Source organism: Rouxiella aceris (assembly GCF_012933545.1).
Lineage (GTDB): Bacteria > Pseudomonadota > Gammaproteobacteria > Enterobacterales > Enterobacteriaceae > Rouxiella > Rouxiella aceris.
In genome coordinates this window covers 96,259-115,268 of the sequence record NZ_JAADJU010000008.1, presented here as the reverse complement: position 1 = coordinate 115,268, position 19,010 = coordinate 96,259, and the positions used below count along the sequence as shown (strand labels likewise).

The 19,010-nt window shown below is 53.4% G+C and carries 16 protein-coding genes; 10 read left to right on the top strand and 6 right to left on the bottom strand.

What is annotated here, in order from left to right; translation table 11 throughout:
- Positions 1-22: 22 nt before the first annotated feature.
- The 3 genes from GW590_RS15655 (at position 23) to GW590_RS15645 (ending at position 3,497) form a co-directional block, all read left to right on the top strand.
- The gene (locus GW590_RS15655) at positions 23-1,393 is read left to right on the top strand and encodes an FKBP-type peptidyl-prolyl cis-trans isomerase N-terminal domain-containing protein (RefSeq protein ID WP_169403995.1); all 1,371 of its coding nucleotides are present in this window, start codon (positions 23-25) and stop codon (positions 1,391-1,393) included.
- Between the two features lie 150 nt (positions 1,394-1,543).
- On the top strand, positions 1,544-2,575 hold the full coding sequence (locus GW590_RS15650; protein ID WP_169403994.1) for an isochorismatase family protein: 1,032 nt from the start codon (positions 1,544-1,546) through the stop codon (positions 2,573-2,575).
- Between the two features lies 1 nt (position 2,576).
- Positions 2,577-3,497 (top strand): GlxA family transcriptional regulator, encoded by a 921-nt coding sequence (locus GW590_RS15645; protein WP_169403993.1) that lies wholly within the window; start codon positions 2,577-2,579, stop codon positions 3,495-3,497.
- A 2-nt stretch (positions 3,498-3,499) separates the two neighbouring features.
- Here GW590_RS15645 and GW590_RS15640 read toward each other — a convergent pair whose 3' ends face one another.
- Entirely contained in the window at positions 3,500-4,495 is a 996-nt protein-coding gene (locus tag GW590_RS15640) for an acyltransferase (RefSeq protein ID WP_169403992.1), read from the bottom strand.
- A gap of 244 nt (positions 4,496-4,739) precedes the next feature.
- On the opposite strand from GW590_RS15640, the gene GW590_RS15635 reads away from it, so the two are divergent.
- Positions 4,740-5,975 (top strand): MFS transporter, encoded by a 1,236-nt coding sequence (locus GW590_RS15635; protein ID WP_169403991.1) that lies wholly within the window; start codon positions 4,740-4,742, stop codon positions 5,973-5,975.
- 68 nt (positions 5,976-6,043) lie between these two features.
- Here GW590_RS15635 and exaC read toward each other — a convergent pair whose 3' ends face one another.
- Both exaC and GW590_RS15625 read right to left on the bottom strand, forming a co-directional pair.
- On the bottom strand, positions 6,044-7,582 hold the full coding sequence (gene exaC / locus GW590_RS15630; protein WP_169403990.1) for an acetaldehyde dehydrogenase ExaC: 1,539 nt from the start codon (positions 7,580-7,582) through the stop codon (positions 6,044-6,046).
- Between the two features lie 197 nt (positions 7,583-7,779).
- The gene (locus tag GW590_RS15625) at positions 7,780-8,385 is read right to left on the bottom strand and encodes a glutathione S-transferase (protein WP_169403989.1); all 606 of its coding nucleotides are present in this window, start codon (positions 8,383-8,385) and stop codon (positions 7,780-7,782) included.
- Positions 8,386-8,605: 220 nt separating this feature from the next.
- On the opposite strand from GW590_RS15625, the gene fdhD reads away from it, so the two are divergent.
- The 5 genes from fdhD (at position 8,606) to yiiM (ending at position 15,572) form a co-directional block, all read left to right on the top strand.
- Positions 8,606-9,400 carry a formate dehydrogenase accessory sulfurtransferase FdhD gene (gene fdhD / locus GW590_RS15620; protein ID WP_235955967.1) on the top strand — a complete coding sequence of 265 codons (795 nt, stop codon included), beginning with the start codon at positions 8,606-8,608 and terminating at the stop codon, positions 9,398-9,400.
- 199 nt (positions 9,401-9,599) lie between these two features.
- The gene (gene sodA / locus GW590_RS15615) at positions 9,600-10,220 is read left to right on the top strand and encodes a superoxide dismutase [Mn] (RefSeq protein ID WP_169403987.1); all 621 of its coding nucleotides are present in this window, start codon (positions 9,600-9,602) and stop codon (positions 10,218-10,220) included.
- A 306-nt stretch (positions 10,221-10,526) separates the two neighbouring features.
- Complete coding sequence (locus tag GW590_RS24560) at positions 10,527-12,476, top strand: methyl-accepting chemotaxis protein (RefSeq protein ID WP_169403986.1); 1,950 nt, start codon at positions 10,527-10,529, stop codon at positions 12,474-12,476.
- 198 nt (positions 12,477-12,674) lie between these two features.
- Complete coding sequence (locus tag GW590_RS15605; RefSeq protein ID WP_169403985.1) at positions 12,675-14,618, top strand: methyl-accepting chemotaxis protein; 1,944 nt, start codon at positions 12,675-12,677, stop codon at positions 14,616-14,618.
- 270 nt (positions 14,619-14,888) lie between these two features.
- Positions 14,889-15,572 carry a 6-hydroxyaminopurine reductase gene (gene yiiM, locus GW590_RS15600; protein ID WP_169403984.1) on the top strand — a complete coding sequence of 228 codons (684 nt, stop codon included), beginning with the start codon at positions 14,889-14,891 and terminating at the stop codon, positions 15,570-15,572.
- Positions 15,573-15,657: 85 nt separating this feature from the next.
- On the opposite strand, the gene GW590_RS15595 is transcribed toward yiiM, so the two are convergent.
- On the bottom strand, positions 15,658-16,020 hold the full coding sequence (locus GW590_RS15595; protein WP_169403983.1) for a YibL family ribosome-associated protein: 363 nt from the start codon (positions 16,018-16,020) through the stop codon (positions 15,658-15,660).
- An 89-nt stretch (positions 16,021-16,109) separates the two neighbouring features.
- Complete coding sequence (locus GW590_RS15590) at positions 16,110-17,600, bottom strand: aminotransferase-like domain-containing protein (protein WP_169403982.1); 1,491 nt, start codon at positions 17,598-17,600, stop codon at positions 16,110-16,112.
- 160 nt (positions 17,601-17,760) lie between these two features.
- Here GW590_RS15590 and GW590_RS15585 point away from each other — a divergent pair, with 160 nt between their 5' ends.
- Complete coding sequence (locus tag GW590_RS15585) at positions 17,761-18,369, top strand: LysE family translocator (protein WP_169403981.1); 609 nt, start codon at positions 17,761-17,763, stop codon at positions 18,367-18,369.
- A 19-nt stretch (positions 18,370-18,388) separates the two neighbouring features.
- On the opposite strand, the gene GW590_RS15580 is transcribed toward GW590_RS15585, so the two are convergent.
- Positions 18,389-18,937, bottom strand: coding sequence for an MltR family transcriptional regulator (locus GW590_RS15580; RefSeq protein ID WP_211186797.1), 549 nt, complete (start codon positions 18,935-18,937; stop codon positions 18,389-18,391).
- Positions 18,938-19,010: the final 73 nt, after the last annotated feature.

The following is a 19,010-nucleotide window of genomic DNA, read 5'->3' as shown; positions in this document are numbered from 1 at the left end:
GTCGGTGGTAAGGAGAGCAAGGATGGAAAGGAAGACGCTGGCGCTGGTCGTGGCGCTGTTATTATCCGGCAACTCGGCCCAGGCGGCAGAGGCCCAGGTATCAGCACAGGAGATTGATGCCGAGGTATTGTCGCTATTAACGCAGAGCCATCAGGTTTTTTTAGACAGTCTGGACAGTGCGGAGATTGCTACAGAAAAAAACGTCGCACCGCGGGTACAATCGAGTAATGCGCAGAGTGCCAACCGGGACTATCTGACAGAAATTTCTGCGTTGAAAAAACAGCGCGCCGAGCTGCAAAAGGAAATTGATGCACAGGGCAAAAAGTCTCGCTCATCAATAGACGCGCTGTCAGCGCAACTTGCCCAGCTCCAACAGTCGGCCAGCAAAAGTCCCCCCCGACCAACGTCCTGTCCACCTCCTCCTGCCGCCGAACCCATTAATAAAATCCTGGCTACCTTTTTAAGCAACCTGAGCAAATGGAATCTGCAACAGGATCAACACGCCAGTCAGGAAAAAATCGGCCAACTCACGCGCGAAATCGACGAGGTCAGGGGCAAGCTGGCCGCCGCTGAAAAACTGAGCCAGCAACCTGCGGCCGCCAGTTCAGCGCTGCAACAGCAGTTGCAAAAAGCGGCCGACGCCAATAAACAGCAGGAAGGCAAGATCCAGCAGTTGCAAAATCAGCTGGCGGCTGCCGATAAGGCCCTGAAAGCCCGGCAAGCAGCAGTCTCTGCCAGCGCGCTGACGGCAAAACCCCGAACCAAACCCGAGTCCTCGGCGCAAAAACAGGCCTATGCCAACGGCATTATGTTTGCCAATCAGCTCAACGAAATCGCCCGTCAGCAACAGCAGATTGGCTTAACGCTCGATCCTGAATCCTTGCTAAACGGTCTGCAGGATGGGCTGGTGCATAAGTCGATCCTTAGCGATGGCGAAATTGGCAAAGCGCTCAACGAATTCAAGCAGCAAACCGACAAAAAGCTGGCAGCCCTGGCCAAACAGTCTACGAAAAACAGCGATAACTTTCTTAAAGAGTTCGCCAGGCAAAAAGGGGTACGCCAGCATCCTTCCGGCTTTAGCTACAAAATTGCCGCGGCTGGCAAAAAAGATAAAGCGAAAGCCGGTAGCCAGCTGCGTATCTCGCTGAAAGAGTCACTGTCTAACCATGTTGTGGTCAGTGACACCGCCAAACAGGGGGGACCGGTGACGCTGTACCTCGACGAGCTGCCGCCCCCTTTGCAGGAAGGGGTGAAAATGCTCGGTGCCGGGGGAAAAATAAAAATCGTGCTGCCTGCCAGCAAAATTTATACCCAGGAAACGGCCCCACCGCTGGTGCCGCTTAAGTCGGTGCTGGTTTACGATATCAATCTGATTGGTATTGTCGGCAACTAACTGTCCGGCATTACGGTGGCTGATTTCCCCAGGGGACGATACCCGATCGACAGGTCGTCCCCCGCAGCCATCATCATGTCCGTTTTTGGCCTTCTTATGTTTTAATGCCACGCGCAATATGGCGTTATACTTAATAACGGAGGTCCGAAAATGTCCCATAGCGCATTGTTGATCATCGACGTACAGCGTTCCTTTGAACAAAAAGATTTCTGGCAGGAACAGGACTTCCCAGCGTTTAAACAGGCGATCTCTCGTCTGATTGACGGTTGCCAACGCCGCGACGTACCGCTGGTCGACGTCTTCCACGTCAGCCAGGGCCCTTTTTCCCTCGACTCTGGCCTGGTTGTTCCCATGTCGTTTCTCAGCCATCAGCCACAGGTGAGGATTTATAAACATGTGCATAATGCGCTGACCGAGTCGGGCCTCGAACTCTGGCTGCGGGAACGTCAGATCGATCATCTGATTATCTGCGGTATGCGCACCGAGCAGTGCTGTGAAACCACTGCCCGCGTTGCCTCAGATCTCGGTTTTAAGGTGACCTTTGTTACCGAAGCGACCCTGACCTTCCCCATGCAGCACCCACAGGGAGCAACGTTAAGCGCGGCAGATATCAAGCTGCGTACCGAGCTGGTACTGACCGAGCGCTTTGCCCGTATTACTGATGTCGCAGGCGCCCTGGCTGAACTGGATCAACTGGCGGAAAATCAGCCGAAAACCACGCCGCCCGCAGAGCACTGGCAAGCCAAACCCTATCTGCCGCGTAAAATTACGCCGCTGGCAACCTGGAAATTTGCCGACTGGCAGCTTAAACGCTACGGCATCGAGTTTGCAGGCACCACTTCTGCCGCCGATATCTTTGAGCGTGCCTATAGCCGGGTCGCCAGTTGGTTGCCGCCGCAGGCGATTACCGCCGATCGTCCCGGCGTCGGTTGGATGCTGGAGCACCGGGGGAAAACCATGGATTATCTGGTTGTCGGCTGGTGGGACAATGAAAATGAGCTGCGCATAAAGATCTGGGTCACCGAGCAGGGTCAATGGCGCGAAGCTATCACCGAATCCTTCTGTGTCTGGGATATGCAAGTGATGGCCTTTGAACGCGATGCCTTCGTTAACACTCTGCTGCAACCGACGCCGGATATTGCTGCTTATATGCAACAACACTTAACCCTCAATCTGGAGTGATATGCTGCGCGATGTTTTCTTTGTCACCCTGCCGGGTTCATTGGCGCTGGATCTCACCGGCCCGGCGGAAACCCTGCGCCTGAGCGGCCAGTTCAGCCTGCACTACGTCGGCCCGCTTGCCGAGGTTGAGCTGACCACCGGTCTGGTGGTCAGTCGCCTGGCACCACTGCCTGATGTCCTGCCAGATCACAGCATTATTGTGCTGCCAGGCGTCAATAACTCTGCCACCGAGTTTGAAACGCCACCAGCGCAGGCAGCCTGCCGCTGGCTAAAAATGCAGAAAACACGCATTGAGCAGGGAGACATTCAGTTGGTATGCATCTGTTCCGGCAGTCTGCTGGCGGGTATGGCCGGGCTGCTCGACGGCTACCAGTGTACCTCGCATCATGCGGTGATCCCGCGCCTGCGCGAGCGTGTGCCGGCAGCGTTGGTGAAAGACAATCGGATATTTGTCGAGGATCGTCATATTCTGACCAGCGCGGGTATCACCGCCGGTATCGATGTCGCGCTGTACTTGATTGGCCGCCATCTTGGGCCGCAGGCCGCGCTGGATGTGGCGCGGGAAATGGTGGTCTATTTTCGACGGACGGGGGAGGATCCCCAGCTTTCACCCTGGCTACAGTACCGCAACCATCTGCACCCGGCGGTTCATCGCGCGCAAAATGTCATTGCCGCCGAACCGGAATCCCCCTGGCAGGTGGAAGAGGTAGCAGCCCGGGCGCATATCAGCGGTCGCCATCTCACCCGGCTGTTTCGCCAATACCTCGGCATCAGCGTGCGTGACTATCATGAACAACTGCGTATCGCCATCGCCAGGCAGCGCATACAACAGGGATTCGGTCTGGAAAAAGCCGCTCTGGCGGCGGGATTCTCCTCAGGCCGCCAACTGCGACGCGCCCAACAGCGCTGGCAAAATGAATAAATTCAGCTGACCCAGCGTTTACCATCGACCCGGCTTAACAACAGCGCCAGCAACAATCCGCCCAGCAACCCGCTAATAAACAACCAGGCTATATTCAATAGCGGGTAGCGGGGAAAATCGAGATGACTGCTGCGCAAGCCAATGATAATAAAGGCATGAAAGCCATAAATCGCCAATGAGTGGCGCGAGATCAACCTCAGTGGCGGCCAGCTAAGACGCGCCAGCGCCTGTCTGGCCCAGAGAAACAGCGCCAGCGCAGCGATAAACACCAGCGGACCGCAGTAAAAATAATAGGTGCTGGCAAAATTCTGGTTATGCTGCGACTGCAGCTCGGTGCCAATGGCAATCAACAGACTACTGGCCACAAATGTGGTCGCGGCCGCCCAACCCAGCCAAGGTTTATCGTAATCAAGGATGCCCAGGGCGCGGCCAAACAGCGCATACAGCAGATAATAAAAGGCATCGCCGGTGATATAGAGATTAAGCGGCAGCAGATGAAATCCCTGCCAGTTAAGGGCCGGCAACTGAGGATTGGCCAGCACCCCCAGCACCATAGCCACGGTCACCAGCAGCGGTAACGATACCTTTTTGATGGCGATAAACGGCGAAAGCAGATAGACCCCCCCAATGGCATAGAAAAACCAAAGGTGGTAAAAAACCGGCCTTTGTAAAATATTTTTTAATAACGGCCAAAAACCCATCTTTGTGCTGACGTAGAGATAAAAAACCGCCAGCGCGCTGTAAAAAAACCAGCACAGTGCGATACGCAAAAAATGACGTGGCCGGGCACTTTTTTCGCCCCAAAAAAGATAACCGGAAATCATAAAAAATACCGGAACAGCGGCCCTGGAAAAGGCATTAAGCACATCAGCCAGTTGCCAACTCAAGGAATTAATCGTGGCAAAATTGACTACCTGAAAGGTGCTGGCATGGATCATCACCACCATCATACAGGCCAGAGCACGAAGGTTGTCTATCCAGGCTATTTTTTGACTCATTATTGCCTTAATCCTTAATTATTTTCTAACTTAATAGCCATTAATAACCATTTGGTCGATAATTACTTCGCTACCAGCTTAAATACAGGGTCTCATATTGTGCTTAACGGCTGAAAGAGCATTGCCATTTGTTTAAATTTTCGGCAGAATAACCCGCATTACTGACTCCGCTTGCGTCACCCGCCCGGACAGTCCATTTTTTCTGCTAATTATCAATTAATTGGCCCTTTTTTGTGAAGTGAATATGCATAACTCACCGAAGACTGCGTCCCTGTTGGGCCGTCAGGCACTATTGTTTCCTTTGTGCCTGGTACTGTTTGAATTTGCGACCTATATCGCCAACGATATGATCCAACCCGGCATGTTGGCCGTTGTCGCCAACTTCAACGCTGGCGAAGAGTGGGTCCCCACCTCAATGACCGCCTATCTGGCTGGCGGTATGTTTTTGCAATGGCTGCTGGGACCACTGTCGGATCGCCGTGGACGTCGACCGGTGATGCTGGCGGGCGTCGGATTTTTTGTCGTCAGTTGTCTGGCGATCCTCCTGGCGCAAACCATAGAACAATTTATGGTGATCCGCTTCTTCCAGGGGATCAGCCTGTGCTTTATTGGTGCCGTTGGCTACGCCACCATTCAGGAATCTTTTGAAGAATCGGTGTGCATTCGCATTACGGCACTGATGGCCAACGTTGCCCTGGCGGCACCGCTGCTCGGCCCGCTGGCCGGTGCGGCACTGATCCAGTTTGCTCCCTGGCAGTCGATGTTTTTGCTCTTCGCCCTGCTGGCCGCCATTGCCTTTTGTGGCCTGAGTAAATCCATGCCCGAAACCGCATCGCGCATTGGCGAGGAGTTCTCGTTTCGCAGTTTGCTGCGCGACTATAAGATCGTCCTGAAAAATCTGCAGTTTATTTGTGGTTCACTGGCCATCGGTTTTGCCAGCCTGCCGCTGCTGGCATGGATTGCCCAGTCGCCGGTCATTTTAATCAGCGGCGAAGGTCTGACCGCTTTTGATTATGGTTTGTTACAGGTGCCAGTATTTGGGGCGCTGATCATCGGCAATCTGACCTTGGCTAAACTGACCGGCAAACGCAGTGTGGAGCAATTGATTAAATTGGGCGCGGCACCGATGGTGGTCGGCCTGTTTATCGCCGCCCTGGCCACCCTGCTGGCGGGTCACGCCTATCTCTGGATGACAGCCGGGCTGAGCCTGTATGCATTTGGCATTGGTATCGCCAACGCCGGATTATATCGCCTGACATTATTCTCCAGCGAAATGAGCAAAGGTACGGTTTCTGCCGCCATGGGCATGATCAGTATGCTGGTGTTTACCCTCGGCATTGAGCTGGCCAAGCAGGCCTATCTTGGCGGTGGCAGCGGGTGGTTCAACCTGTTTAACCTGTTAAGCGGGCTGCTGTGGTTGGCACTGGTCACGGTATTTATTCGTCACCGCAAAACCGCTACCACAGAACCCGCCCTCTAAAAAAATGCGCCCACCGTTTTATTGGCGGGCGCAGATATCAGTAACCAAGCCGGATAGCCGACAATAACTCAGAACAGGCCGAGCGCTTTATCGGAGTAACTGACCAGCAGGCACTTGGTTTGCTGATAGTGGTCGAGCATCATTTTATGCGTCTCACGCCCAATACCGGATTGCTTGTAGCCACCAAAGGCCGCATGTGCCGGGTAAGCGTGATAGCAGTTGGTCCATACGCGACCGGCCTGCAACCTTCTGCCCATATGGTAGGCAATATTACCGTCCCGGCTCCAGACACCGGCACCGAGGCCATAGCTGGTATCATTGGCAATCGCTAACGCCTCTTCCATATCTTTGAACGTGGTCACCGACAGCACAGGTCCAAAAATTTCTTCCTGGAAAACGCGCATATTGTTTTTACCCAGCAAAATAGTCGGCTGCAGGTAATAGCCTTCGTTAAGTGACCCTTCGAATTTTTTACGTGCGCCACCGGTCAGCACTTCTGCACCCTCTCTTTTACCAATCTCGATATAATCCAGTATGGTTTTCAACTGACCTGCGGAGACCTGCGCCCCCATCTGCGTATCGGCATCGAGAGGATTACCGGTGCGGATAGCTTCAACACGTTTAATTGCCCGTTCCATAAAGCGCTCAAAAATCGACTCCTGCACCAGCGCCCGGCTTGGACAGGTACAGACTTCCCCCTGATTAAAGGCAAACAGGGCGAATCCCTCCAGCGCTTTATCAAAAAAGCTGTCTTCTTTATCCATTACGTCGGCAAAAAAGATATTCGGCGATTTACCGCCCAGCTCCAGGGTAGCGGGGATCAGGTTTTGCGCCGCATAGCCGGCAATCTGTTGGCCGACTTCGGTAGAGCCGGTAAAGGCAACTTTGGCAATACGTTTTGAGGTAGCGAGATATTCACCGATTTCGCCACCGGCACCGTTCACCACGTTGATCACGCCAGGAGGTAAAATATCCTGCACCAGCTCCATCAGCAGCAGTATCGACAGCGGGGTCAGCTTGGCCGGTTTCAGTACAATACAGTTACCTGCCGCCAGCGCCGGTGCCATTTTCCAGCAGGCCATCAGCAGTGGGAAGTTCCAGGGGATAATCTGCGCCACCACGCCCAGCGGTTCATGAAAGTGATAAGCGACAGTTTCATTGTCTATTTCGCTAATACCGCCCTCTTGCGCACGTACGCAGGCAGCAAAGTAGCGGAAGTGGTCAATGGCCAGCGGCACATCAGCTCCGCTCGTTTCGCGGATAGGCTTACCGTTGTCCCAGGTTTCGGCATTGGCCAATAACTCGATATTGGCCTCCATACGGTCGGCCACTTTGTTCAGCAGGTTGGCGCGGTCCTGTACCGAGGTTCGTCCCCAGGCATCTTTGGCTTTGTGGGCGGCATCCAGCGCCAGCTCGATATCCTCGGCACTGGAACTGGCCACTTCACACAGTGGCTCACCGGTGATCGGCGTCAGGTTGCTGTAATATTGCTGCTTAACCGGGGCGACCCACTCCCCGCCGATAAAATTATCGTAGCGTTGTTTAAGTTTGAGCGGGAATCCATATTCCTCGGGTTTGATTGCGGGTGACACTTTGTCATAGGCCATGTTTCTTCCCCTTTTTATTCCCATATCGCGGTAGGTTTAGCGAGATAAACCTGGAGTGTTGCCTGCAAACTTACAGCTTGCTGTTATCAGTTTAGACGTACAAAAATTGCACGATGCTTTGTAAAGACAACTCTTCGAGTTGTCTCACAGATTAAATATTCGTCATTAAAAATGGGATAAATACGGGGAGCATGCCTTCAGGATGGGCGAGTACGGGCAAAGCTCTCGCGGGCAAAAAGTCGCTCCACCAGCTTGATTAACGTCGGACGTTCGACACACCAGCCTGGGGCAATATGGCGAAAGTTAAGATAGCCCAGAGTGCAGGCCACGCTGATATCGGCGACGTTCAGACTTTCGCCATTTAGCCGCTGCCCCTCACTGGCATATTTCTCCAGTTGGTCGAGACCGCGCAACACTTTGCCGCGCTGGCGGATCAGCCACTGTTCATTACGTTGCGAGGCATCTCGCCGATTTTCCAATACCAGCGCCACCGCCGCGTCAGTCACCCCATCGGCCAGTGCAGCAATTTGTTTAACCCGCAGCGCCTCGAGCGGTTCCCAGGGCAACAGGGTGGGAGCGATATTGAGCAGTTCAAGGTATTGCACAATGATCGGCGAATCATAAAACACCTCGCCCTCGTCGGTCAGCAAGGCTGGAACTTTGCCGAGCGGATTAAACTCGGTAACTTTGCTACCTGCGGAAGTCGGCGGATCGTTAACAAATTCAAAGGGGATGTCTTTCTCCAGCAAGATCACCGAGATTTTACGCACATAAGGACTGGTATAGCTGCCAATCAACTTCATTAAACCCTCCTTATCCTGGTGTGGCAAAAGCAAAAATTATTGCCCGACGCCTTATAAAACTAGCAGTCGCTGCGCTTTTTACCAGCAATATGCGCCGTGGGGGGATTCATTTTCCCTGGGGTTAGGACTACCCTAGTGGACAGGCAGTAGCGACCTTTTTTAGCCAATGGAAATTATATTGAACAGCCCTCTCACCCAACAAACGCCCGACGTTTCAACCATGCCGGGCCTGCAACAGCGTCTCGTTGTTCAGCGTCGTAACCTGGCCGACAGTCAGCCGGACTGGGTGGCCGAAGAAGTCCCGGTCGCCCTGGTCTACAACGGCATATCCCATGTGGTGATGATGGCCTCACCGAAAGATTTTGAGGCGTTTGCCGTCGGTTTTTCGCTGTCCGAGGGCATTATCGAATCGGTGCGCGATATTTACGGCCTCGAGGTGACCACAAACTGTAACGGTATTGAGGTTAATATCGAACTCTCCAGCCGCCGTTTTGCCGGACTGAAAGAGCGTCGGCGGGCGATGGCCGGTCGTACCGGCTGTGGCGTCTGCGGTATTGAGCAGTTGGGCGATCTGTTTCGGCCACTGGCACCGCTGCCCTTTACCCAGACCTTTACCGTCGGTCATCTGGATCATGCGCTATCGCAGTTGCAATCTGTGCAACCTATCGGTCAGCTCACCGGTTGCACCCATGCCGCCGCCTGGATTGATACTCAGGGCCAACTGCTTGGTGGATGTGAAGACGTGGGACGTCATGTTGCGCTGGATAAGATGCTGGGACTTAAAGCCCGGCAACCCACCTGGCAGGCCGGTGCCGCGTTGGTGTCCAGCCGCGCCAGCTATGAAATGGTGCAAAAGACCGCGATGTGCGGTATTGAGATCCTGTTTGCGGTATCGGCGGCCACCTCGCTTGCCGTTGATGTCGCCGAACGCTGTAACCTGACGCTGGTCGGTTTTAGCAAGCCGGGACGCGCTACGGTGTATACCCATCCGCAAAGGTTGGTCGATAACATTTGATAGCACGTGCTTAGAACCTTTATTAACTGATTAGTCCATCTTGCTCTAAGCCACGGATAACGCGGGCTGCGCAGTACCCACACAAAGTGCGGAGCATAGATAATCATTTTCAATATCAATTTATTAACTATAATGATCCGACTGATTACGCAGTGCTCATATTACCCTGCACTGCCCAACATAAATGGAGCTGATGAACATGAGTTATTCACTACCATCCCTGCCTTACGCGTATGACGCACTTGAACCACATTTCGATAAAGAAACGATGGAAATCCATCACAGCAAGCATCACCAGGCTTATGTGAACAACGCCAATGCCGCACTGGAAAGCTTGCCAGAGCTGGCTAAATTGTCTGTTGAAGAACTGATCGCCAACCTGGACAAAGTGCCAGCAGACAAAAAAGTGGCACTGCGTAACAACGCAGGTGGCCATGCCAACCACAGTCTGTTCTGGAAAGGCCTGAAAACCGGCACCACTTTGCAGGGCGAACTGAAAACCGCTATCGAACGTGACTTCGGCAGCGTTGACGCTTTCAAAGAAGCCTTCGAAAAAGCGGCTGCTACTCGCTTTGGTTCTGGTTGGGCCTGGCTGGTACTGAAAGATGGCAAACTGGCGGTAGTCTCTACGGCTAACCAGGATAGTCCGGTAATGGGCGAAGCTATCTCTGGCGCTGCCGGTTATCCACTGCTGGCTCTCGACGTTTGGGAACACGCTTACTACCTGAAATATCAGAACAAACGTCCTGACTACATCAAGGCCTTCTGGTCTGTAGTCAACTGGGACGAAGCGGCAAAACGCCTGGCTGAAGCCAAATAATCTGACAATACCGATTCTGTTAATATCTACCCGGACCGACAGTGCTTGCGCTGTCGGTTTTTTTTCTGCCCTACTGTTTTTAGCCGCCGCTACCGCCTGCCAATACTGAAATAATTTGCCTCTCGCCAGCAGATCCTGTCGAAACGAACCTAATGTTACACAATATCGTCTTTTTGACTAAAGTTTGCCGTTTTGTTAACCGATACAAGGCATTGGAGAAAAAATGCCAGGCTTGTATCAGGGCCTGGCGACATCTGCCAAAAACACCGCCCATTAAGCCGTAGGGAAAAGGTAAACAAAATTACTATGTCAAATTCAAACGTATGGACCCGCAGTATGCAAAATCTGCGGGTAGGAAAAAAACTCGGCCTGGGTTTCGGGCTGGTTCTGCTCTTTACCGCTATCGTGGCCGCCGCCGGTATTAACAAGCTGGTGACCATCAAACAGCGAATGGAGAAAATCGATTTCTATACCTCCATTAGCACCCTGTTAGGCAATGCCCGAGATAATCGTCTGCATTATCAGATGACCCATGATAAGACCTATCTCCAGCAACATACCGACAACCTCGCAAAAGCCGTGGCTATTTTCAAAGAGCAGATGCCTCACTATGACTGGGCTCCGGAACTGCTGGCCAAGCTCAATGCTTTTCCCGATCTGGTCACCCAGTACCAGGCGTCTATGGATAACTTCACGCAATCATTTAACGAGCGTGACACCCTTAAAAACAGCTGGAATCTGTCAAAGAGTGAAGTAGCCTTTACGCAACTCAAGCAACAGCTGGCGGCCAGCATGACGCCACAACTGCAAATCGCCATCAGCGACCTTGATTACCAGTTGCTCAACGTCCATTACATGGTCCGCGGTCTGGTGGCGGCCCCTTCCAGTGACACCCAGGCGCTGTTAAGCCAGGCGGCAGATACGGCAGCCAACTCGCTGCGTTCTCTGGATAATAACCTGACCAGCGAGCAGCAAAGTCTTATGGCCCCCCTGCTGGATCGGCTGCAAAGCTATAAAGCCAGCGTGCTCTCTTATGTCCCCGCCTATCAGCATGAGCAGCAGGCCGCGCTGGAGATGACCAATAAAGCCACACTGATGAATACCCTGGTCGAGACCGCCGTTAAGACACAGCTGACCAACACCAATAATGACGTCGCCAACGCCATTAATATTATGCTGATCGTCACGCTGCTGGCGCTGCTGTTTAGCATTAGCGTCGCGCTGTGGATTTCGCGGCAAATCACCCTGCCGCTGCGTGCCACCCTCGGCACCGCGGAACGCATAGCCCGTGGGGATTTAACCTTTGCCGCGCACAGTACACGTCGCGATGAGTTGGGCCTGCTGATGAACAGCGTCGCTGGCATGAGCGACAATCTGCGCAATATGATTGGCGAAATCCGTCAGGGTGTCAGTCAGGTAGCCCATGCCGCCGCTGAAATCTCCGCCGGTAATACCGATCTCTCCTCTCGCACCGAACAGCAGGCTGCGGCCGTGGAACAAACCGCCGCCAGCATGGAACAACTGAGTTCCACGGTAAAACAGAACACCGACAACGCTCATCACGCCAGTAAACTGGCCACTGCAGCCTCGCAAACGGCGCAAACCGGCGGCAAGCAGGTCAGTGATGTGGTGCTGACCATGCAGCAGATCTCCGGCAGCTCGAAACGTATTGCGGAAATTACCTCGGTGATCAATGGCATTGCCTTCCAGACCAATATCCTGGCACTGAATGCGGCGGTGGAAGCTGCCCGCGCCGGTGAACAGGGCCGCGGATTCTCGGTAGTCGCCAGCGAAGTACGTAATCTGGCACAGCGCAGCGCGCAGGCGGCCAAAGAGATTGAAGGGCTGATTGCCGAATCGGTTGAACGGGTAAACAGTGGTGCAAAACTGGTGGAGAATACCGGACACACCATGGAAGAAATTGTTAAATCGGTCTCCGATGTGCGCGATATCATGAGTGAAATTGCCTCGGCCTCCGATGAGCAAAGTCGTGGTATCAATCAGATTTCATTGGCAATAGTCGAAATGGACAGCACTACTCAGCAGAACGCCGCCTTGGTCGAGCAATCCGCTGCCGCTGCCAATTCACTGGCAGAACAGTCGACCTTGCTTGATGCGGCGGTCGCCGTCTTCCGCCTGGAGGAAAATAACGGCCAGCAACGCCCGGCATTTAATCAACCCAGGGAGTTGGTAAAAATTGCTGCTCCGGCGAAGCCGGCATTGACCAGGCAACAACAAGATTGGGAAGATTTTTAACCGCCACGTTTTATTGACCTTGCAGGCCAAAGTGTAATGAATCTCATTGGCCTGCAATTTTATGGAACCGCCCTCACAATAGTGAAATATAGCTAACCTTTTCTCTAAAGTTTTACCCCCCGCCACCGATAGCCCTGTCTCAGGGTCTTTATATTCAACAAACTTGCCTCTTTGCAGGGAATCTGGCGGAGCGTATCTATGGGTAGTGGAATAGGTTTGTTACAACGAGTAGAAAATCTTCGTGTTGGGAAAAAGCTCGGTTTGGGTTTTGGTCTGATTTTAATGCTGGTGATCGCCATTGCAGCAACAGTGTTATTAAAGTTTAACGATATTAATCAACGCGCCGATAAAGTCGACTTCAGTATTAAAATGAGCAATCTGCTCAGTGAAGCACGCGTTAACCGCACCCTATACCAGATCAATTACGACCCTCAGTATCTCGAAAAAAACCGCGAAAAAATCAGTGCCATACTTGAAATGGTGACTGGCCCTGGCGCCCAACTGCAGTGGGATGAGAGTATTCAGGCCGATTTCAATATGCTCCCTGAGCGTATCAAACAATACACCGCTGCCCAGGCAGATTTTCAACGTGCGGTAACCGCCAAAAATGCCATTCGCGACAGCTGGAATCTCTCTGAAAGTGAAGCTATCGCCAAAGCGCTGCAGCAACAACTTCGCGTAGAGGATGCCGACCCAGCCATTCGTTTGTCACTTTCCGAAATGATCCAGAAGCTGATCAGTATCCGTTATGACGCCAGTAACCTGCTGTTGGTCATGGATAAAAAGGCCGAAGCCGAGGTGTTGAAATCAATCGATATCACCCTGGATAACACCAAAAAACTTAATGCCCTGCTGCTGCCTGAGCAACAGACTACGCTGGCTCCTCTGGTCACCACCCTGTCCGGCTTTAAATCGCGCATTGTCGCTTATATTCCCGCCTATGAGCAGGAAGCCGCCTATTCCAAAACCTTGTCGGCAAAAGCGGGTGAGATGAACGCGCTGGTAGTAAAAATCGCGCAAAACGAACTGGGTAGCACCCACAAGGATATCCGCGATGCCGAGGTGCTTACCGGTGTGATTGCACTGGCAGCCCTGGTAGCCGGGGTAATTATCTCCCTGGGTATTACTCGCCAGATCACCCTGCCGCTGAATAATACCTTGCTGATTGCCAAACGTATTGCCGAGGGCGATCTGACTGCCGCACAACCTACTGTGCGCAGCGATGAGCTGGGGATGTTGATGAACGCCGTTGCCGGGATGAACGATAACCTGCGCAATATGATTGGCGAGATCCGTCAGGGCGTTCGCGAAGTGTCAAACGCGGCCTCAGAAATCTCATCCGGTAACACCGATTTGTCATCACGCACCGAAGAACAGGCTGCTGCGGTGGAACAAACCGCCGCCAGCATGGAACAGCTGAGTTCAACGGTGAAACAGAACACCGACAACGCCCATCAGGCCAGCAAACTGGCTACCGAAGCCTCGCAAACGGCGCAAACCGGCGGCAAGCAGGTCAGTGATGTGGTACTGACTATGCAGCAGATTTCCGGCAGCTCTAAACGTATTGCGGAAATCACCTCAGTCATTAACGGTATTGCCTTCCAGACCAATATCCTGGCACTGAATGCGGCGGTAGAAGCTGCCCGTGCCGGTGAACAGGGTCGCGGATTCTCGGTGGTCGCCAGTGAAGTACGCAGTCTGGCACAGCGCAGTGCGCAGGCTGCCAAAGAGATTGAAGGGCTGATCGCCGAATCCGTTGAACGGGTAAACAGCGGCGCGAAACTGGTAGAAAAAACCGGTCATACCATGCAGGATATCGTGAAATCGGTCTCCGACGTACGCGATATCATGAGCGAAATTGCCTCGGCCTCCGACGAGCAAAGTCGCGGTATCAATCAGATCTCGCTGGCAATTGTCGAGATGGATACCACCACCCAGCAAAACTCCGCGCTGGTTGAACAGTCTGCCTCAGCCGCCGACACCCTTGAAGAACAGGCCCGTGCGCTGTCCCGCGCTGTATCGGTATTCCGCCTTACCAACGGCGAGAACAGTAATAAAACCGGCACCCTGGTGCCCGCTGCGGCCAAAGTCACCACCTTTACGCCGCGTCAGAACGACAAGGATAACTGGGAAACCTTCTAACTCCGTGCCTGAGCTAAAAAAAACCATGCCACGCATGGGTTTTTTCAGACTGCTGACAAAGTCCATTATTAGGGAGAGTGCACCGTTGGGGTCGTAGCGGGCTTGCCCGCCGGAGCGCCCCTAGGTGTGCTATGCCCGGGAATCTCGATCATCAAGACGACTTTGTCATCAAACTCAACCCCATGCCACGCATGGGTTTTTTATTACCTGTTTAAGCCAGACAAGGCAGGTTATGCTGTTTGTTAACATGAGCACCACCACGGGGGCAATATGCATAATCCGGATGTCTATATCGGCACGATAAAACCTTTGGGACAGGGCGTGAGCAGCGCGATTGCCAAACGTCAGGTCGACGGCAGTCTGTTACTGACCCTGGAGGGACTTGAAGGCGACGAACAGGCCGCGCTGGAATATCATGGCGGCGCCGATCGCGCACTGTGTCATTTTCCCCGCGAGCATTACGCCTGGCTGCGTCAGCAATTTCCCGAGCAGGAAGGCAACTTTCATCCGCCCGCGCTGGGGGAAAATATTTCCACCCTGGGGCTAACCGAAGATAACGTATTTATTGGCGATATTTTCCGTTGGGGAGACGCGCTGATTCAGGTGACGCAACCGCGTCAGCCCTGCTACAAGCTCAATACCTGGCTACAGTGCCAGGATTTATCCCTGCAACTGCAGCAGAGCGGGCGTTGCGGCTGGCTATATCGGGTGATCACTGCCGGCAAGGTCAGCGGCGACCGTCCTCTGGAGCTGCTGACCCGTAATAGCGAGATGTCGGTAGCGCAGGCGATCGCCATTGCCTATAGCATGCCGTTTGATGAAGAGCAGTATCGTCGCTTGATGTCGGCGGCAGGGTTGGCGGCAAGCTGGCAAAAAATGATGCAAATGCGCCTGCTGAATCGCAAGATCGAGGATTTTAATCGTCGGTTGTTTAATAGCGAGAAAAAAGAGTAACACCGGGCGAGGAAGGCCCCTTCGCCGGAAACAGCGAGGGGTAGCTCTTATGATGGCCGCGCAACAGGCAGCCATCATGGCATAATCAAAAGGCTTTTTTGGCGTAACCGGTGACCACTTTCAGCCCCATTTCACGGCCCAGAGCGGTCATCGGATGCACCACCACAATACCGCGCACGGTTTTCTTCAATGTGCCCATATCTGCCTGCTCTTTCTTGGTGATCTCGCGGCTAAAAGGCAAACCTGCCAGCTTCTGCGCTTCGACGCTCAGCTTGCTGACACGCACATTGCGCAGACGTTCGATCTCCGCCGCCAACTTCTCTTTTTCTTTCATATGCTGGTCAATCAGCTCGGTCACGCCCTGCTGAATAACGGTAACATCTTTATGATTCAAGGCGTCCAGCATATCGCTCAGGCGCTTAATCTCGGCTTTTTCTTGTTCTTTCATCTTGGTAACCCGTATGCCATCAGGCGCCGTCACAATGAGGGGCAGGATGGAGGAAAATGGAATCAACGACTAGTGTAACAGGAAGTTGCTCATTCAGCAGCCTGCGTAACGATACCGGGCGGTAATCCACTTATCTCACAGGCTCGCCGTCCCACCCGCGCCAGTGCCTCGGTATAGCGGGCATTAAACGGATAACAGCAGGAGAGCCGCAGCGCATTGCGATAGCGGCCGCTGGGGGAATATAGCGTCCCTGGCGTCATACAGATCTTTTCCTCAAGCAACTGCTCAAAAAGCCTGACCGTATCCACTGCGGGCGGAAGGTCGACCCAAAAAACAAAACCGCCTTTAGGCTGTGTGGCACGGGTTCCCTGCGGGAAATAGCGCACAATCAGCGATTTGGCTTCATCAACCTGGGCGGCATAGCGTCTTCTTAGCGTACGCAGATGATGGTCAAAGCCCCCTGACTCCAAAAATACCGCCAGTGTTTCCGACAACAGCGCCGACTCCGACATGGAGGATACGGCTTTAAGATGGCGCAGTTTTTCGGCAAAACGGCCGCCCGCCATCCAGCCAATACGAAAATCCGGTGCCAGGGTTTTGGTAAAACTGGTACAAAACAGCACCCAGCCATGGGTATCAAAGGATTTTACCGCCGGCGAAAGCGTGGGGCCAAACTGGATTTCGGCATAGAGGCCGTCTTCAATCAGCGGCACCTGGTGATCGTTCATCAGCTTTGCCAGGCGCTTTTTCGCCGCCAGCGGCATGGTAAATCCCATCGGATTTTGCGCCGTTGGCATGGCGATCACCGCATGCAGCCGTTTTTCATTTAACAGCAGCTCGAGGGCGTCCAGGGAGAGGCCATCCTGCGGATCGGTGGGAATTTCCACCGCTTTCAGTCCCAGACTGGCCAATAACGGCAGCAGGTAAAAATAGGTCGGCGTCTCCAGCCCTACGCTATCACCCGGCTTGGTAGTCACCCGCAGCGCCAGTTGTAACGCCTCCATGCAGCCATGGGTCAGCGTGATATCAGTTGGCTCCAGCATCATGCCCAGCGCCATTGAACGTCGTGCTATCTGCTGCCGTAGATGCAAACTACCCGGCGGCAACGCATATTGCCCAATCAGCTGCGGCTGACGGCGCAACAACGAGGACATAATGCGTCCCAATTTGCCACCGGGGTAGAAATCTGTGGTCTGCGGACACGCCAGGGAGATATTGGTATAAGCCGGATTAAGCTGCGCCGCAAACACCGTGTCGATAAGCGCCAGCACGTCATTGGACGGCTCCGCCGCCGGGGAGAACTCCTCTACCCGACTTTCCAGCACCGGCAGTGCATTGCAAACGTAAAAGCCGGACTGTGGCCGTGCTTCAATCAGCCCGCGGTCTTCAAGACGACGATAGGCAGCCACCACGGTATTAATACTGACCCGATGCGTTTCGGCACTGCGCCGCACCGAAGGCAAACGACTGCCGGGCAGCAGCGTACCCCGGCGAATGGCCGCCGCCAGCCGATCGGCAAGCTGGTGATAACGCGTCTCTGTTGGGACATCGATAAGGGTATCGGGTATCAATTCGGCCATGGTGTCAATTCCTGTCAATATAGTAGTTACAGTTTTATTTTTATCACACTGTAACCATAACAATATACAAAAACTGTCTCTGTACCCAAATCCTTTCTGTGACTTATGCTAATCACCTATCAGCCAGCCGCTGGCGGGCATTTTTTATAAGGGACAGTCGATGTTGGATACCGCTTTTGTCAGTTACGTCACCGTGATGTCTATTACCCCGGGCCCCAACAATCTGCTGCTGGCCTCGTCGGGTGTTAACTTTGGTTTGCGAAAAACCTTGCCCATGACACTGGGTATCACCCTCGGCTGCTCCCTACAATGCGCACTGACGACCTCCTTGCTGGCGGTATTATTGAGTTGGATGGCGGTGATCCGTTTGCCCATGGCCATTGTTGGCTGCAGTTATCTGTTTTGGTTGTCATGGAAAATATTTCGTTCTGCCACGCCGCAAAGCAAGGCCGAGCAGCGCCCAATGCGACTGATCAACGGCGCACTGTTCCAGGTGGTAAATCCCAAAGCCTGGCTGATGGCCACCAACGTCGCTATCCTGTTTACCCCTCCGCAGGGCAATATGCTGCACCACACGCTGGTTAACTGTCTGGGCTTTGCAGTGCTCAACTTCCCGTGTGTAGTAATTTGGGCCTTGATGGGCGATCGGCTGCGTCAGGCGCTACAGGTGGAATGGAAACTCAAGGCGTTTAATACTCTGATGGCAGGACTGATGGCGTTAACCGCGCTCTGGCTGGTGGTTGACGAGTTAAAAACGGCTTGGAGTTAACGGCAGCGGGGTAAATCGATCAGCGTTTAACCGGTGACAGGCGAGAGGGTTGCTGGTTGCTGATATGGGCAATCAATCCGGTGACGGAAAGTACCATGGTGGAACGTACAATCTGCTGGTAGCGCTGGCGTTGCATGGCGATTAACGACTCGTCAGCCTCACCTGGCTTGAGAAAGGTCGGGGCTGGCGGCAGCTCGCTGACACAGTGCAGTTCGCCAAAAGGACCGAGGATTTCATCGTCAGTAAAACGGTATTCATTGCCGTCGTAATTCAGTTCTTCACGCAGCGCCATCAACAGCTCGGCGTCTTCGTATTCGTTACGACCAATCACACCCAGTGCATAAATTAATTTCAAACGTACCGACAGCTCCCCCAGGGGACCTGTGCCGGTCAGTAATGGCCCAACGGCGTATTTCACCGCATAGTCATCTTTTCTAAATACCTGAACGACCAGCATATCCAGCGCTTCGGCCAGCAGTTCTACCGCGGTCATTAAAAAGCTGCGTACGGTTTTGCCCGCATTTAGCATTTCCAATACTCGATTTTCGAACGCCTGTGCTTTTTCCATGGTCGCTATTCACGATGTTAAGTGAGTCTATCAACGCCCACGGCGTCATCCCTGATTGACACTTGCCGGACGG

Coding starts and splice junctions, on each gene's coding strand:
- GW590_RS15655 (WP_169403995.1), top strand. CDS start 23: ATGGAAAGGAAGACGCTGGCGCTGGTCGTGGCGCTGTTATTATCCGGC.
- GW590_RS15650 (WP_169403994.1), top strand. CDS start 1,544: ATGTCCCATAGCGCATTGTTGATCATCGACGTACAGCGTTCCTTTGAA.
- GW590_RS15645 (WP_169403993.1), top strand. CDS start 2,577: ATGCTGCGCGATGTTTTCTTTGTCACCCTGCCGGGTTCATTGGCGCTG.
- GW590_RS15640 (WP_169403992.1), bottom strand. CDS start 4,495: ATGAGTCAAAAAATAGCCTGGATAGACAACCTTCGTGCTCTGGCCTGT.
- GW590_RS15635 (WP_169403991.1), top strand. CDS start 4,740: ATGCATAACTCACCGAAGACTGCGTCCCTGTTGGGCCGTCAGGCACTA.
- exaC (WP_169403990.1), bottom strand. CDS start 7,582: ATGGCCTATGACAAAGTGTCACCCGCAATCAAACCCGAGGAATATGGA.
- GW590_RS15625 (WP_169403989.1), bottom strand. CDS start 8,385: ATGAAGTTGATTGGCAGCTATACCAGTCCTTATGTGCGTAAAATCTCG.
- fdhD (WP_235955967.1), top strand. CDS start 8,606: ATGCCGGGCCTGCAACAGCGTCTCGTTGTTCAGCGTCGTAACCTGGCC.
- sodA (WP_169403987.1), top strand. CDS start 9,600: ATGAGTTATTCACTACCATCCCTGCCTTACGCGTATGACGCACTTGAA.
- GW590_RS24560 (WP_169403986.1), top strand. CDS start 10,527: ATGTCAAATTCAAACGTATGGACCCGCAGTATGCAAAATCTGCGGGTA.
- GW590_RS15605 (WP_169403985.1), top strand. CDS start 12,675: ATGGGTAGTGGAATAGGTTTGTTACAACGAGTAGAAAATCTTCGTGTT.
- yiiM (WP_169403984.1), top strand. CDS start 14,889: ATGCATAATCCGGATGTCTATATCGGCACGATAAAACCTTTGGGACAG.
- GW590_RS15595 (WP_169403983.1), bottom strand. CDS start 16,020: ATGAAAGAACAAGAAAAAGCCGAGATTAAGCGCCTGAGCGATATGCTG.
- GW590_RS15590 (WP_169403982.1), bottom strand. CDS start 17,600: ATGGCCGAATTGATACCCGATACCCTTATCGATGTCCCAACAGAGACG.
- GW590_RS15585 (WP_169403981.1), top strand. CDS start 17,761: ATGTTGGATACCGCTTTTGTCAGTTACGTCACCGTGATGTCTATTACC.
- GW590_RS15580 (WP_211186797.1), bottom strand. CDS start 18,937: ATGGAAAAAGCACAGGCGTTCGAAAATCGAGTATTGGAAATGCTAAAT.